Source organism: Anaerovibrio sp., assembly GCF_024697385.1.
Classification (GTDB): domain Bacteria; phylum Bacillota; class Negativicutes; order Selenomonadales; family Selenomonadaceae; genus Anaerovibrio.
This window is the reverse complement of record NZ_JAILFV010000128.1, coordinates 1-14935: the sequence shown is the minus strand read 5'-3', so window position 1 is coordinate 14935 and position 14935 is coordinate 1. Positions and strand designations below refer to the sequence as shown.

15 protein-coding genes are annotated in these 14935 nt (G+C 42.1%); 9 read left to right on the top strand and 6 right to left on the bottom strand.

Annotation, left to right across the window (positions count from 1 at the left end):
• The 5 genes from K6C05_RS07500 to K6C05_RS07480 form a co-directional block, all read left to right on the top strand.
• Positions 1-419 (top strand): site-specific integrase (locus K6C05_RS07500; RefSeq protein WP_296733186.1); only part of this gene is annotated, 419 nt, incomplete at its 5' end.
• Positions 420-425: 6 nt separating this feature from the next.
• Complete coding sequence (locus K6C05_RS07495; protein WP_296733183.1) at positions 426-917, top strand: hypothetical protein; 492 nt, start codon at positions 426-428, stop codon at positions 915-917.
• Between the two features lie 138 nt (positions 918-1055).
• Positions 1056-2303 (top strand): uracil permease, encoded by a 1248-nt coding sequence (gene uraA / locus K6C05_RS07490; protein ID WP_296733181.1) that lies wholly within the window; start codon positions 1056-1058, stop codon positions 2301-2303.
• Positions 2304-2309: 6 nt separating this feature from the next.
• Positions 2310-3221: an RluA family pseudouridine synthase gene (locus K6C05_RS07485; protein WP_296733179.1), complete on the top strand. Its 912-nt coding sequence runs from the start codon at positions 2310-2312 to the stop codon at positions 3219-3221.
• Between the two features lie 150 nt (positions 3222-3371).
• Positions 3372-5492 (top strand): hypothetical protein, encoded by a 2121-nt coding sequence (locus tag K6C05_RS07480; RefSeq protein WP_296733176.1) that lies wholly within the window; start codon positions 3372-3374, stop codon positions 5490-5492.
• A gap of 98 nt (positions 5493-5590) precedes the next feature.
• Here K6C05_RS07480 and K6C05_RS07475 read toward each other — a convergent pair whose 3' ends face one another.
• Positions 5591-5938: an RNA-binding protein gene (locus K6C05_RS07475; RefSeq protein WP_296733175.1), complete on the bottom strand. Its 348-nt coding sequence runs from the start codon at positions 5936-5938 to the stop codon at positions 5591-5593.
• 501 nt (positions 5939-6439) lie between these two features.
• On the opposite strand from K6C05_RS07475, the gene K6C05_RS07470 reads away from it, so the two are divergent.
• Both K6C05_RS07470 and K6C05_RS07465 read left to right on the top strand, forming a co-directional pair.
• Positions 6440-6997, top strand: a complete 558-nt coding sequence (locus K6C05_RS07470) for a SprT family zinc-dependent metalloprotease (protein ID WP_296733173.1) — start codon at positions 6440-6442, stop codon at positions 6995-6997.
• A gap of 54 nt (positions 6998-7051) precedes the next feature.
• Positions 7052-7918 carry an aldo/keto reductase gene (locus K6C05_RS07465; protein ID WP_296733170.1) on the top strand — a complete coding sequence of 289 codons (867 nt, stop codon included), beginning with the start codon at positions 7052-7054 and terminating at the stop codon, positions 7916-7918.
• Between the two features lie 90 nt (positions 7919-8008).
• Here K6C05_RS07465 and K6C05_RS07460 read toward each other — a convergent pair whose 3' ends face one another.
• The 4 genes from K6C05_RS07460 to K6C05_RS07445 are packed head-to-tail and all read right to left on the bottom strand — an operon-like array spanning position 8009 to position 11625.
• Positions 8009-9190 carry a thiolase family protein gene (locus tag K6C05_RS07460; protein WP_296733188.1) on the bottom strand — a complete coding sequence of 394 codons (1182 nt, stop codon included), beginning with the start codon at positions 9188-9190 and terminating at the stop codon, positions 8009-8011.
• Entirely contained in the window at positions 9183-9761 is a 579-nt protein-coding gene (locus tag K6C05_RS07455) for a hypothetical protein (RefSeq protein WP_296733166.1), read from the bottom strand. The genes K6C05_RS07460 and K6C05_RS07455 overlap by 8 nt, the downstream gene beginning before the upstream one ends.
• Positions 9758-11047 carry an AMP-binding protein gene (locus K6C05_RS07450; protein WP_296733164.1) on the bottom strand — a complete coding sequence of 430 codons (1290 nt, stop codon included), beginning with the start codon at positions 11045-11047 and terminating at the stop codon, positions 9758-9760. Before K6C05_RS07450 ends, K6C05_RS07455 begins: the two co-directional genes overlap by 4 nt.
• A gap of 35 nt (positions 11048-11082) precedes the next feature.
• Positions 11083-11625 (bottom strand): biotin transporter BioY, encoded by a 543-nt coding sequence (locus tag K6C05_RS07445; protein WP_296733161.1) that lies wholly within the window; start codon positions 11623-11625, stop codon positions 11083-11085.
• 307 nt (positions 11626-11932) lie between these two features.
• Here K6C05_RS07445 and K6C05_RS07440 point away from each other — a divergent pair, with 307 nt between their 5' ends.
• A complete protein-coding gene (locus K6C05_RS07440; RefSeq protein ID WP_296733159.1) occupies positions 11933-13084 on the top strand; it encodes a glycerate kinase in 1152 nt (383 codons plus the stop codon).
• Between the two features lie 83 nt (positions 13085-13167).
• On the top strand, positions 13168-14202 hold the full coding sequence (locus K6C05_RS07435; RefSeq protein WP_296733157.1) for a 3-deoxy-7-phosphoheptulonate synthase: 1035 nt from the start codon (positions 13168-13170) through the stop codon (positions 14200-14202).
• A gap of 71 nt (positions 14203-14273) precedes the next feature.
• On the opposite strand, the gene K6C05_RS07430 is transcribed toward K6C05_RS07435, so the two are convergent.
• Entirely contained in the window at positions 14274-14684 is a 411-nt protein-coding gene (locus tag K6C05_RS07430) for an amino acid-binding protein (protein ID WP_296733155.1), read from the bottom strand.
• Positions 14685-14935 lie beyond the last annotated feature (251 nt).

Genomic DNA, 14935 nt, shown 5'->3' with positions numbered 1-14935 from the left:
GTGACCAGTTGGGACATGGCAGTCAAATTGCGATACCATATGCCCCGGATTCCCATGTATGCCCTGTAACAGCTGTACAGGAATGGATTGAAGCTGCAAATATACGCAAGGGTCCTCTTTTCAGAGGCTTCAAACGCAATTTGGAGCCCAGGGGAACTCAACTTTCAGATAAGGCTGTTGCCCTGGTTGTAAAAAAATATATGGGTATGCTGGGAATGAATCCGGATGACTTTTCCGGCCACAGTCTTCGCCGTGGATTTGCTACCAGTGCTGCCCAGCACGATCTGGATGCTTTGTCCATAATGCGTCAGACCAGGCATAAATCTGAAAAAATGGTCCATCGCTATATAGAACAGGGAAATCTCTTCAGGGAAAACCCACTCAATCGTATGTTTGGCAATACATCAAGAAAGGATTAACTATAAATGAAAAAAAATCAGCATAAGCTAATAATGAGCTTTGGTATTTTATTAATACTGCTCGGTGGCTTTGGCTTTGGCTTTACCTATGTTTATGATCATCGTCCCTGTGATAATCTCTCGGGATATTGCGATATAGATTTTCAGACCGGCGTTGATATTAACGGCAAAGTAACTACAGCCAACCTGACTATTCTTGATTACAGATTTTCCGGCTCTGCAATGAAGCCTGCCATCACCTTGATCTGTGATGACAACATCTTTAACATGAAGGCTTCAGTAAGACAAACTCCGCCAAGCTATTCCATTGCCTTTTACAACGACAAAACCACCCTAAAAAACACTAACAAGCTATTTGTTGAATTCCCTCCGGAATCGTTTGATGCCATCAAAAAGGCCGATGTTATAACCATTCAGTATTCCTACGAAAATGGTGACAAGGTTTCACTGCCCCTAAGTGAACCGGATATGGATTACTGGAAAACTCACCTGCAATAATTTATCCGTCCTTAAGGAATAATTAAATTACATTAAATATTTAAGAAGCAGCTCGTCAAACATTAATGGACAAGTTGCTTCTTTTATGATACATTCTAATATGGTTTTGAGAAATTCTACTAAGGAGTGTTAGCATCAATGAGTGATAATCGTGTAATCCAGGTGGATGAAAGACCACCTATTACAAAAACTATTCCGCTTAGTCTTCAGCATTTATTTGCAATGTTTGGTTCCACTGTTCTGGTACCTATCCTGTTCAAGGTGGATCCTTCCATCGTATTGTTATTTAACGGTATAGGAACATTATTGTACCTGATAATATGCCGGGGCAAAATTCCTGCATATCTCGGTTCAAGCTTTGCATTTATTTCTCCTGTATTTGCAGTACTCAGTCAATATAACTACGAGGCAGCCCTGGGAGGATTTATAGCTGTTGGCATTGTATTTGTAATTGTCGGACTGATTGTAAGAAAAATCGGCACGGGATGGATTGACTTCATCTTCCCACCGGCAGCCATGGGGGCTATCGTTGCTGTTATTGGACTTGAGCTTATGCCTACAGCAGCAGGTATGGCAGGCTTGACCGCCAAGGAGCCGGATACTGTTGCCATTACCATATCCGTTGCAACCCTGGCAATTACATTATTTTCTCAAATAATCTTCAAGGGATTTTTAGGTATAATTCCAATTCTCATTGGTATTATTGCAGGCTATGTATTATCAGCATTCTTTGGAATTGTTGACTGGAGTCTCATAGAAAAGGCTCCATGGTTTTCCCTGCCTACTTTTTATACACCTGAATTTAATCCAACTGCCATTATGATTATACTTCCGGCATCACTGGTAGTAATCGCCGAGCATGTTGGTCATCTGTTTGTTACCAGTAATATTGTTGGCAAGGACCTTACCAAGGATCCTGGTTTGGACCGCTCCATTATGGGTAATGGATTATCCACCATTATTTCCGGTTTCTTTGGGTCCACACCTAATACTACCTATGGTGAAAACATCGGCGTCCTGGCCATTTCCAAGGTTTTCAGCACCTGGGTAATCGGCGGAGCTGCAATTTTCGCCATTGTACTCTCCTGCTTTGGAAAGCTCGCTGCTGCTATACAGAGTATTCCAGTACCAGTAATGGGCGGTGTATCCATGCTGCTTTTTGGCGTTATTGCCGCTTCCGGTATCAGGGTACTTGTTGAAAGCAAGATTGACTATAACAAGCCAATAAATCTGATGCTCACGGCTATTGTTCTGGGCATTGGTGTCAGCACCGCCAGCATTACCATTGGCTCCACTACTCTTGCCGGAATGTCATTGGCAACAATCGTAGCCATTATCCTTAGCATTTGTTTCAATGTCATCAAAAAGCTCCGTGGCGAGGAGTAAAATAATATGAATATAACCTTTCAGGTTAAAGAAGCCCTGTCCCCTACACCGGTCAGGGCTTTTCTGCAAAATCAGTGCGGTATATCCCATGGTATGTGGCGCCGATTAAAATGGAACGGCACCATAAAGGTAAATGAAGTTTCTGTCAGGGCTACTACTGCCACAGTAAAAAACGGCGACCTGGTAACCTGTATCCTTCCGGAAGAATCCTCGGTAGTTCCTGCAAAAATCCCCCTGGACATCAGATTTGAAGATGAATATATGATAGTCATCAACAAACCTGCAGGTATTCTGGTACATCCCACCGGACATGATTACACCAATACCATTGGCAATGGGCTGAAATATTATTATAAATCCACAGGACAGGACATAGAGTTTCATCCTGTTCACCGACTTGACCGCAATACGACCGGGCTTGTTTTGGTTGCCAAGCTGCCACAGCTGCAAAGTACCCTTACTCAGCCTAATAATAAAAACAAGGCTATACTGGATGAAAATAATTTGCCCGGAAAGCTGTTTCACAGAAGCTATTTGGCAGTAATAAACGGTATTCTGCCAAAAGCCAGCGGCATTATTAATCTTCCAATAGCCAGGCATCCCCAAAGCATTATCCAGCGAATATGCAACCCCCAGGGACAATACGCCGAAACCCATTATAGGACTATAGCCATAAACAAAGGAAAATCCCTGCTGGAACTGGAATTAAAAACCGGCCGCACACACCAGATCAGGGTACACATGGCGGCAATCGGCTTCCCTTTAATGGGCGATGATTTGTACGGTGGAGATACTTCAGAAATAAAACGCCAGGCGTTACATGCCTATCATCTGGAGGTTCTCAACCCTCTCACCATGGAACGGCAGTCAATATATTCTGATATTCCCAATGATATGGTGGATGCATTTTATTCCTGATACTCATCATCCATAAAATGAGTCCTGCCCATTATGACAAACCATAGCTTGTTAAACTTAATTAAAAAAATAGAATTATTTTCCTGTAGGAAAAAATACTTAATAGTGATATAAATATATGTGAGACATTTTGGGAAGGCGGGATGATAAATGGGAAAAATTGATGTAGCAAAGGGGCATGTACTTCACAAAAAAGGTGAAACAGTAACTGATTTTGCTATCATCTTAAAGGGGAGCTTCATCCTGAAGGATGAAGGAGATATATTATTACATGCTGACAATGGCTCTATTCTTGGAGCTTTTGATATATATCAAGGAAAATATACCTATGACTATATAGCTAATGAAGACTGTACCTTAATGGTCTACGAATACAGACATGAGGCTGATCTCACTGGTGCAATAAACGAAATATCATCAGTGGCACCTGCCATGGCATCTGCCACCATAAAGCTGATAAACGGTATGATAGATACCCTGTCTGAGCTGTATAACAACGGCTGTGCCCTGTGCAGCAAGCTAAAAGAGGATTATATAGATTATCAGAATACCTGTGCCGAGCTGATGATAATGCCGGAAAAATATGATGCTGTCACTTCAATGCCAGCACCAAAGAAGCCTAATATTTTGTCAAGCTGGCAAGTAGAATTATGTCGTAGCTATCAGAAGAACAATGAGCATCTCCGCAAGGAATATTATCCCTTGGACATTAACTTCTGTATCGGCACTATATTGCTGGCCGCAAAGCTGGCCAAGGAAATACAGCCACAAATCGATGAATCGTCAACCCTTATTCAGTACACAAAGACCAATGCAGACAGCTTCATCAAGGAATATCATTCAAAAAAGGCCCAGCTGGATGATGCCAAGCGCCAGGAAGCCATTGCAGCAGGCAGTGGCAACCTGCCACAGATTAAGAATGCCCTGCAGACGATTTTAGCCTTTGCTGATATAGATCATAAAATTGGTGATACATTCCGAAAGGACATCAAACGCTTTATGGCCTGTCCGGACAAATCAGAAAAATCAGCCGAAATGCGTAGCCTGCGACAGAGTATTACCATTAATTTCTATGCCATTTACAAGGCTGCTTTTTTCCGGAGCATGCAAACCAGCAATATCCCTGCGGAAGTGAAGATGTTCTTCCTTTTTGGCTTTGTTGATGAAGAGTTGGCAGGTGCCGAGAATACAGCTTCCCTTTATAAATATGCCCTTTTGTGGAAGGATGACGAGCAGGGAACCATAATCCCTGTCTATAATTGGTTAAAGAAAATATATAAAGGTGATGTTCCTCCTTCCAAGGATGAATTTGACAATGACTGGTCCGACCATCTGCGCGAGGAAGCACGCCTGGGAAATATTACACAGGAAGAGGCTGACCGCCTGCGCATAGATACCACTGCCATGGTAAACTTCGAGATAGAAAACATGTTTACCAGTGCCAACAAAATGACCTATGGCAGTATATTTGATTTTGTACCGACCTTCCATGCCGGTGCCATCAACAGGCCGTTAGATGTCTGTCTGGCCAATGTGGAAAAAGTCCGCAACGCCATTGACAGAATACGCTCCATCGATTACGGATGCTTCTATCGACAGACCTATACGGGCTTCCCTGAGCTGAAAATCAATCGTTATGCCTATGATATTGAAATTCTTCCATATGTGATTTTATTGCCAAACTTTGGAAGTCGTGGCATTATGTGGCAGGAAATTGAAGGTCGTGTGCGCACTACCCCTGCTCATCTCATGCTTTCCATTTTCCATTCTGAAAATATCGACAATACCATGGTTTCAATATGCGCCCAATTTCGTTGGGAAATGTGCAAGCGAATCCAGGGTGTTCATTACAGTGATATTTCCGATCCATCTCTCACCTCAGAGTACTGTAATTACCTTCAGTTCTACAAAAAGAACTCCAGCCTGTCCCCTGATATGAAGGACCGGGTAAAGACAATCCTGAAACGCTATGGTAATAATTACAGAAGTGTTTTTGCCTATGAATATGAATTGTATGTAAACAGTGAATCAAACGGTCTGCCAAAGCTCAACAAGGTAGCCCGTGAAATACTTTTCAAATATTGCACCTTTACCAGGAAGTACAGGGACATTCTAAGCATAAATCCTCAATATCGTCCTTTGATGGATGCCTGGCGTATTCGTCAGGATGAAAAGGAACATACTCTTGATATTTTCTCAAGACAGATTTTGACAATGACTGACTCACTTCCTAAGGAGGTCCAATTGGAAGCAGAATATATAAAGCTGTAACACAAAAGGGATTGCCCTGGTATATCCCCTGTCTACATGACAGGAGCTTATCACCTGCGCAATCCCTTTTTTCATGGGTAATTCCCCACCGCTGTTTCTTATTCAGTTACCTCTGTAAAGTATATGACTGTAACAGTATCCTCCATGGTAATTCTCTTTTTGTATATCTGTTCAAAATCAGCAATCAGATCTTCACGGGAATTAATTTCAGGATTCTGCTGCCCCAAATCCTCTGAGGTCAGGGTTGCCATGGTTTTCACCCGCACCTTATCCAAAAATGCCGTATACAGACGCTTTTTGGGACTGAATTTTTTACCTACGGTAATCCAAACAATTGAATTTTCCGGAAATTGTGTACTAACATCACCTAAGCGGACAGTACATCTTTTTGTACGCTCCTCCAACATCTTTGCATGCTTCTCAGCCTGAAAGTTCAATGACATCATAACTCATCATCTCCTAAATTTTGAAGTTCATATTTGTTTTAAACCAGCTACTCCAGTGAAAAATCCAATGATGATGATATTCTCCCCATCGGGCAGAATCCACCGTCACATTCTATCGCATATAGGCTGTAAACAAACTAACACAAGAACAGTTTAACACATTTTACCATCATAATAAAGATTAGTGTTAATTTTTATACAAAAATATGGATATAGGAAATACATTGTTACACCTGGAAAAGAGATATTCCATTATTTACCGATATTATCCTTATTCAAATTTTCATAATCCAACACATTACCATTGTAACCTCGCCCCGAAATGAAGACCTTGTTATACTGCGGAAGGACCATGACACTATAGATAATAAGAATGAAAGATGATACAATAAACGCATAAATATGAGACTTATACATGATGAATATCTGACTCCCCCATATTTTCTCTTTATCATCAGATAAAAGGAAAATAAAAAGCTTGATACCTGTGGAGGCTGTTTTATGATAAAAGCAATACGCCAACTGCCAGATGGTCACCCTATGCCATATCTGGGACAAGAATATACACTAAAAACCACCACAAGCATGAAAAAGCCCCAGGTGAAAATAGATACCGGCTGTCTGACAATTAATTTCTATCAGTCACATCCCCAAATACCGGTTCAGATCCCCCTAATAAAATGGTATCGCGTCCAGGCAAAAAAATATATAACCTGCAGAATAGCTTTTTGGGCTGAAAAAATGCAGCTAAAATACAACAAAATCTTCATCAAGGATCAGGAATCAAGATGGGGCAGCTGTTCTACCCTGAACAATTTGAATTTTAATTGGCGAATAGTAATGGCTCCTCCACCTGTAATTGATTACCTGCTTATTCATGAACTGGCACATCTCAAGGAAATGAACCATTCTGCCAGATTCTGGTCATTGGTATCCACATATGATCCCAACTACACTGAGCATCAAAAATGGCTTAATGATAAGGGAAAAGACCTTTTCGTGATACTACCGAAAATTCCGGTAGCACTTTTAAATTCAGTCCACTTTTATATGGATTAATTCCAGTGGTATCAATATATTTTCTGGTAACAAATGTTCATGGAGGTATGTAGCATGAAAAAAAATATCAGGCTAAAAAATGGTACGAATATTCCCCCTTTGGGGCTTGGCACCTGGTGTATAGGAGACAGGCCAGAAAAAGCCCAACAGGAAATCACCGCCCTGCTGACAGGAATAGACCAGGGCATGACACTTATTGACACAGCAGAAATGTACGGAGAAGGTCTGTCCGAGAAATTGGTTGGCAAAGTAATCTCCAAGTATCTTCAAAAAGGCAACCGGGAAGATTTATACATAGTTTCCAAGGTATTGCCCTGGAATGCCGGTCGTAATAAAATCCACCAAGCCTGTGAAAGCAGCATGAAACGCCTGGAGATTGATTATCTTGACCTTTATTTATACCATTGGATTGGTGATATCCCCCTTGCGGAAGTAGTTGAAGGATTAAATCAGCTTCAGGAACAGGGCCTTATCCGTGGCTGGGGTGTATCAAATTTTGATACAGCAGATATCAAACAGCTGTTACAAATTCCAGGCGGCGAAAATTGCCTGGTCAACCAAAATCTTTATCATCCGGCCTCCCGGGGCATAGAATATGACCTGCTGGAATTAATGTACCAGCATGACATCATTCATATGTCTTATTGTCCACTGGCTCAGGGAGGGCGCATCGCCAAGGGCCTACAGGAAAACGCCACAATCCGGGATATTGCAGAGGCTCATAATGTCACACCATCCCAGGTACTTCTTGCCTGGAATATTCGCAACGGAAAGACTGTAGCCATACCTAAGAGCGCTTCAGCCAACCACATCATGGAAAACGCCGCCGCCTGTGATATAACCCTTACGCCAAAAGAGCTGGAAGCCATCGATACAGCTTATCCACCTCCAACCTGCAAACTGCCACTGGATACTGAATAATTCCATGTATATTAAAATCGGACAGGCTTATTGCCTGTCCGAAAAAATCAGGAAAATACCTGTAAAAAAAACTGGAAAGTGAATCAGCCGCTACTTTTTAATCCGCTTTAGCAGCATAGCCTGTCCCATACCTCCGGCACCTGCAATAGACATTATTCCCATTGAGCCATGATTGAGCTCCAGGGCTTTTAAAAGATGAATCATCAATATCCCACCTGAAGCACCATATGGATGTCCATAAGCCAAAGCACCTCCCAGAAGATTATACCTGCCTGTAAGGGCAGGCTTTTTTCTTTGGAATAACACATCAATCACCGCAAAGGCTTCATTAAATTCTATTGCATCCATGTCATCATACACCAGGCCTTCTTTTTCCAGCAGGCAATCCGCTGTGTTCATTGCCCCACGGGGACTCTCCCTTGGCTCCGTGCCTGTGGACTGCACTGAAACAATTTCAGCCTGAGGTATGACTGTGGTATTTTCTGCCAGCCACTTATCCGATACCAATACGACAAAAGCAGCGCCATCATTTATCAGACATGCATTGCCTGCATTTAACAGGGAATCTACCTCAAGCACAGGTGGCAATCGGTCCAGAAGCTGTTGGGACATTCTCTTTCTGATTCCATTGTCCTTATTAAAGCCATTAACAGGTACGATGACATCTGCCAGGATTCCTTTTTCTGCACATTCTGCTGCCAGTCTATGACTTCGCATTACCCAATAATCCAGTTCGGCACGGGTTACCCCTTCTTTTTTTATAATTCTGTCAGCACCACGAAGCATGACATCCTCTGACAAGTCATCCGGAGAAAACTGTGCTGTCATATATTTGCCGTCGCCATCAGCTGTCATGGCATAGCGTCTGTCTTTTTCACTATAGATTCTGACAGGCTGCAGTGATGAGCTTTCCATCCCACCACATATGTATATATCACCAATACCACTGGCAATATAACTAAATCCCGTGGCAATTGCAGCGGCTCCTGATGCACATTGCATGTCCACAGTCATTGCCGGTACTCCCTTATCCAGTCCGGCCTTCAGCGTCATCAACCGTGCCATATTACCTCCGGTGCCTACAGCATTTCCGGCAATAATTCCATCCAATTTACAATTATGTACATAACACCTGCAAAGCTGTTTAACAACAGCTGCACCAAGCTCCTCAGCTGTAACAGTCCTGAAACAGCTGTTTTTGGTCACAATAGGTGTACGCATTCCGCCAAGCACATATACTTTATTCATAAATCCACCATACCAATTAATCATCACAACTGAAATTGCCGGTAACAAAGACCTCCCGTCCCTGCAGGGCAAAGTGATTCCCCTCTATGCTAAATACAGGCTTATCCCACAGATATACGGCATTTCTAAAGGAAAGCTCCATTCTGTTCACATCAGAAGGCAGCTCTTTTTTTATTCTTTCCAGCAACAACATACCAGGCACAACCGGATTATCTCCCCTATGGATGGAATTGTTATCACCCACCTCAGCCAAAAAACCGGTTAGCTCTGTTTGAGAAAGCCAGCCTTCTGTATTATCATTTTCCGGTATTACCCCAAGTATCTTAATCCCATCAGGTATTTTTAACATGGTAACACATAGCCTTTCTCCCCTGAATACAGCCTCACAGACAAGAAAACGCCTGTTATCCTTAATAACATTTGGTCCTGCCCCTGCATTTGCCTGACTGAAGCTTTTCTCACCACTGTTGCTACGGCTTATGACATTTACATCAGCCCTGTCCGTAATCTTTTTTTCCCATAGGGCCTTAATTATCCTGATACCATCATATTGTTCTGACTTTAATCGGGCCAGGATTTTAAATAATTCCCTCATAACAATTCCCCCAATATCTGTTTATCTACCTTGCCCCTATCATTCAGTGGCAGCTCCCCCAGAAGTATAATTTTCTTGGGACGCTCCCTTTCATTAAGCACCAATGCAAAGGAATCCCTTAAATCCTTTACAGAGATTTCTTCCTTTGCTGCCACAAAAGCCGCTATTTCCTGTCCTTTTATCTTGTCATTAAAAGGCATTACAGCTACAGCCCTGACACCATCCACCTGTCTTATAAGCCTTTCCAGCCTGTTACAGCTTATTTTATAGCCACCCTTATTGATCCAATCTGTCTTTCTTCCTGTAAAAATAATTTCGCCCCTATCATTTACATATCCCGTATCACCGCAGGAATAGGGCATATGTATCCCAGAAATGCCATATGGAGTATCTACAAACAGCTCACCATCCCTGGAAGTTACAGCGATATTCTCAAATGGTCTGCCAAGGTTGTTTTCATCCTCTTTACCTGACATAATTTTATAAGAAATATAACTCAATTCGCTGGACCCATAATACAATATTGTATCCGCCCCCGGAAAAACCCTGACAAGGCTTCTGTACAAATCCTGAGTGATCAACTGAGATCCCCCAATGATATATTTCAGAATGGTATTCTCAGTTTCACAGTTTCTGCAAAGAAGGTGCAGTTTGGCCGGTACCACATAAATATGGGTTGCCCTGTTATCAGCCAGAAGGCCATGCCATTTTCTGCCTCCCATGGCCCTGCAGGTCAAAAGCTCTCCCCCCGCAGCCATGACAGCCAAAAACATGTTCAGGTTGCCAGTAAAGCTCAGACTGCCATGAATAAACATTACTGTATTATTATCAATGCCAAATACATCATTTTGAATAGGAAAAAAATTGTACCAGCTGCGAAAATCCCGGTATAAAACCTTTGGGATTCCTGTTGTCCCTGAAGTCAAAACTCCCATTGCCGCACTGGTGGAAATTGGCTTTGAGGAAGTATCTGACCATATCTCATTGCTATTTCCCTTAACACACCATATTCCCTGCAGCTTGTTTTTCTGAAGGATTTCCCGGATTGTGGTGTTGGATAAATCATTATGCAGTAAAATTGGCACCGCACCAATTTTTTCCAATGCCAAAAAAGCCCCGGCTTGATAGACAGGACTTTCAGACTTGATTAATATTTTTGAATATTTTTTTACTCCACAGTTCGAAGCATATTCCCACAGCTTTTCCGACAAGGCCAACAGGGATGAATATGACCAATCCCGCCCATCCTCTTTCAGAAAAACCTTATCAGGAATTTTAGCATTCATACTCTGTAGCAATTCATAATAATTATCCATATTTTTTACTCGCTGCCAAGAGCATTATTAATTCTCACACCCAGGAATGCAGCCAAAATACATTTCAGCACATCCCCAGGGATAAACGGAAGCACTGCTTGCATAATCGCAGCTTCTATCCCAATATCCATTACCATCATCATGGATATTACACCGCCCACATAAACAAGTGGAATACTTATAAAAATACCAGTCAGGCAATATCTCTTAAAATTGGCATTGCTTCCTTTGAATACAGATACAACGGTATAAGCAATCACCCAGGCAAAATAAAAGCCTCCTGTTGGGCCAAGCAGCCTTCCAAGACCACCTGTACCTCCAGGCAAAATTGGCAAACCGGCAACACCACCAAGAATAAGATATGCTACCAATGTAATAAATGTCTGCCGCGGAGTTAGTACAAAAGCTGTCAGACACATAGCTGCCGTGGAAGCGACCACCATAGCCGGTGTAAAGGGCAAAGGAAATGCAATATAAGCTGACACGCTTATAACTGCCAGACACATGGCCATCTTTACCAATTCCCTTGTGGTTATCTGTGTATTCATTATATTACCTCGCATTTCCTTACAAAATATACACGAATTAGTCTCATCGGATTCCGTAAGCAAGTATAACCCCGGCAATAAAATATGTCAACCATATTTTATTTTATGGTTAACCAATACTATTAAGCTTCAAAAATATATGAGAGCTTACCACATATATGCTAAAATAAAACGAGGTAAAAGCTATCCCCACACAATAGTCGGGGAAAGACAAACAATTACGGCTGACGGTCATTTCTGCCTAATATACCAAAAAGCCGGTGCCCTATATTAAAGACTATGATTCGCCTATAAGGAGGTCTATCTCATGAATACAGTAATTGCCATAGACTCATTCAAGGGAAGCCTGTCTTCCTTTGAAGCCGGAAATATCGCAAAAAGATCACTGAAAAAAATCTTCCCGGAGGGTGAAATCCACGTATTCCCTCTGGCTGACGGGGGTGAAGGTACCGTAGATACCCTTGTGGAAGGCCTTGGAGGCAAAATAATTCATACCACTGCTACAGGTCCTCTTGGCTCGGCCACTTCTACACGATTTGGCCATATACCAGAAAAAAATACTGCCATTATTGAAATGGCCGACATTGCCGGTCTTACCATGGTACCTGATGACCTGCGGAACCCACTCAACACTACCACCTATGGTCTTGGCGAACTAATAATCAAAGCATTGGACATGAATATTAAAAACCTGATTATTGGCATTGGTGGCAGTTCTACCAATGATGCCGGTCTTGGTATGCTTACAGCTCTTGGCTGTAAATTTCTCAAGGAAGATGGGTCTCCGGTGGGCATAACCGGAAAAGCTCTAAAAGATATAAAGGTAATTGACACCAGTATGCTTGACAAGCGTCTTGCATACTGCAATGTGCAGGTTGCCTGTGATGTAAATAATCCCCTATATGGACCCAATGGCTGTTCCCATATATATGCTCCACAAAAGGGGGCCGACAAGGATACTGTCCTTATGATGGATGCTTTTATAAAAAACTTTGCCGACCTGGCAGAGAAAAAATACAATATCCAAGGGGCCAATATGCCTGGAGCAGGTGCAGCCGGAGGACTTGGCTATGCTTTTTATGGTTTTTTGCATGCTGAACTAAAGCCTGGCATACAGCTGATACTTGATGCCCTGAACATCTCCGGGGCACTTGACACAGCAAATCTTCTTATTACCGGCGAAGGTCGCATAGACCAACAGACCGCCATGGGAAAAGGTCCCTGTGGTGTGGCTCAGCTTGCCAAAAAAATCAATCCTGAAATTCTCACTATAGCAGTGTGTGGATGTGCCTCACCAGAAGCCGAAGCCGTAAATGATGCCGGAATTGATGCTTATTTTCCAATTTTGCACATGCCTTCCAGTGTCAATGAGGCCATGAAAAAAGAGACTTCTGCTATCAATCTTGCCCAAACCATAACCCAAATTGGAAGAATACTTGGACATATGCACATAAAATGATGTATGATAGATGTGTTTATTTGATAAAATGATAATTAAATTCATTTATATTAAAGAGTACTTCTCGAAAAGGAGCAATAATAATGAGCATGGAAATGGAATTTATACGGGTACTTCCTTCCCCTCAATCACTGATGGAGGATTATCCTATAAGTCTTAAATCAAAAAAGATAAAACTGGAAAGAGATAAAATAATAAAGAATATTTTTTCCGGCAAGGACGATCGCCTTGTTCTGGTTATTGGACCATGTTCCAGTGATAATGAAGATGCAGTTCTTGATTATGTAACCCGTCTGGCCAAGGTACAGGAAAAAATCAAGGACAAGATTTTTGTGGTTCCCCGCCTGTATACCAACAAGCCGCGTACCATCGGAGTGGGCTATAAGGGGATGCTGCACCAGCCTTCCCCTGAAGGTAAGGAAGATATGCTTGAGGGTATCATAGCTATCAGGAAGCTGAATGTACGTGTAATTGAAGAAACCGGCCTCACAGGAGCCGAAGAAATTCTCTACCCTGAGGTCTTCAGATACCTGTCTGATTTGCTGTGCTATGCAGCCGTAGGTGCCCGTTCCAGTGAGGATCAGCTGCATCGTATGATTGCCAGTGGTGTCGGTATTCCTGTCGGACTTAAAAATCCAACCAGCGGGGATTTGTCAGTAATGCTCAATTCTGTCGCCGCTGCCCAGCACTCCCAGGAATTTCTGTTCCGTGGCTGGGAGGTGCGCACCAAAGGCAATTCCTTTGCCCACTCCATTCTTCGTGGCTATGTGGATGCTTCCGGCAAGAGTCTGCCTAATTATCATTACGAAACAATTACCCAGGTAATGAAAATGTATGAAGAACGACAGCTGGAAAACCCGGCAATCATCATTGACACCAATCATGCAAATTCCGGCAAACATTACCTTGAACAAATACGGATTGCCAAGGATATCATGCACTCCAGGAAAATAAATCCTGACATAAAAAATATTGTCAAGGGCCTGATGATTGAGAGCTACATTGAAGACGGCAATCAAAAAGTCGATGGCGGTGTTTATGGAAAATCCATTACCGATCCATGTCTGGGCTGGGAAAAAACCGAAGAACTCCTGTTGGATCTGGCAGATATGCTTTAAACACAATTTTTCATAATCTGCTGTATGCAGAATTCAACACACAAAAAAAGGCGCATCAGCGCCTTTTTTTATTAGAAATTCTCAATAATATGGTAACCGTGTCCCATCAGAAATGTTGCAGTCTCAGGCTCTTCCGTCTTAAACACCACTACCGGCTTCCCTGTACTGCGATCAAAGGAAATGTAAAGATAAGATATATCTATATTTGCACCATGTATATCACTTAATATGCCATCCAGACAGCCCGGCTCATCATCCATGGCTACAGCTATAACCTTGTCCTGGCGGCATTGATATCCTGATTCCCGAAGCACCTTAATGGCTTCCTCAGGTTTATCGACTATGAGCCGTATAATACCAAACTCTGCACTGTCATTGGCCAGCATGGTATAAATATTAATTCTGGATTTAGCCAGTACATTGGTAATCTGGAACAGCCCCCCTTCTTTATTTTCAGTAAACAATGAAACCTGTTTTAACATATTATCCCTCAAACCTTTCTTGCTTTACATATTTTAATTATCATTTTCAACTTATTTCAATAATATATCAAAGAAAGCCATTATTATCAAATATATTTTACACTCCTAAGCATTATAACGCCATTGTTCAAATTTTTCTTCTTTAGAAGAAAAATCTTCCAATTAGCGTTTCAACGAGCTGGGAGATATGCTCGCCAGCTGTTGTAGTTTGTTTTCCCCCACCTAAAGAGGAAGGGGACATCTTAAAGCTC

Coding starts and splice junctions, on each gene's coding strand:
- K6C05_RS07465 (WP_296733170.1), top strand. CDS start 7,052: ATGAAAAAAAATATCAGGCTAAAAAATGGTACGAATATTCCCCCTTTG.
- K6C05_RS07470 (WP_296733173.1), top strand. CDS start 6,440: ATGATAAAAGCAATACGCCAACTGCCAGATGGTCACCCTATGCCATAT.
- K6C05_RS07495 (WP_296733183.1), top strand. CDS start 426: ATGAAAAAAAATCAGCATAAGCTAATAATGAGCTTTGGTATTTTATTA.
- K6C05_RS07440 (WP_296733159.1), top strand. CDS start 11,933: ATGAATACAGTAATTGCCATAGACTCATTCAAGGGAAGCCTGTCTTCC.
- K6C05_RS07475 (WP_296733175.1), bottom strand. CDS start 5,938: ATGATGTCATTGAACTTTCAGGCTGAGAAGCATGCAAAGATGTTGGAG.
- K6C05_RS07435 (WP_296733157.1), top strand. CDS start 13,168: ATGAGCATGGAAATGGAATTTATACGGGTACTTCCTTCCCCTCAATCA.
- K6C05_RS07460 (WP_296733188.1), bottom strand. CDS start 9,190: ATGATTAATTGGTATGGTGGATTTATGAATAAAGTATATGTGCTTGGC.
- K6C05_RS07450 (WP_296733164.1), bottom strand. CDS start 11,047: ATGAATGCTAAAATTCCTGATAAGGTTTTTCTGAAAGAGGATGGGCGG.
- K6C05_RS07485 (WP_296733179.1), top strand. CDS start 2,310: ATGAATATAACCTTTCAGGTTAAAGAAGCCCTGTCCCCTACACCGGTC.
- K6C05_RS07445 (WP_296733161.1), bottom strand. CDS start 11,625: ATGAATACACAGATAACCACAAGGGAATTGGTAAAGATGGCCATGTGT.
- K6C05_RS07455 (WP_296733166.1), bottom strand. CDS start 9,761: ATGAGGGAATTATTTAAAATCCTGGCCCGATTAAAGTCAGAACAATAT.
- K6C05_RS07480 (WP_296733176.1), top strand. CDS start 3,372: ATGGGAAAAATTGATGTAGCAAAGGGGCATGTACTTCACAAAAAAGGT.
- K6C05_RS07430 (WP_296733155.1), bottom strand. CDS start 14,684: ATGTTAAAACAGGTTTCATTGTTTACTGAAAATAAAGAAGGGGGGCTG.
- uraA (WP_296733181.1), top strand. CDS start 1,056: ATGAGTGATAATCGTGTAATCCAGGTGGATGAAAGACCACCTATTACA.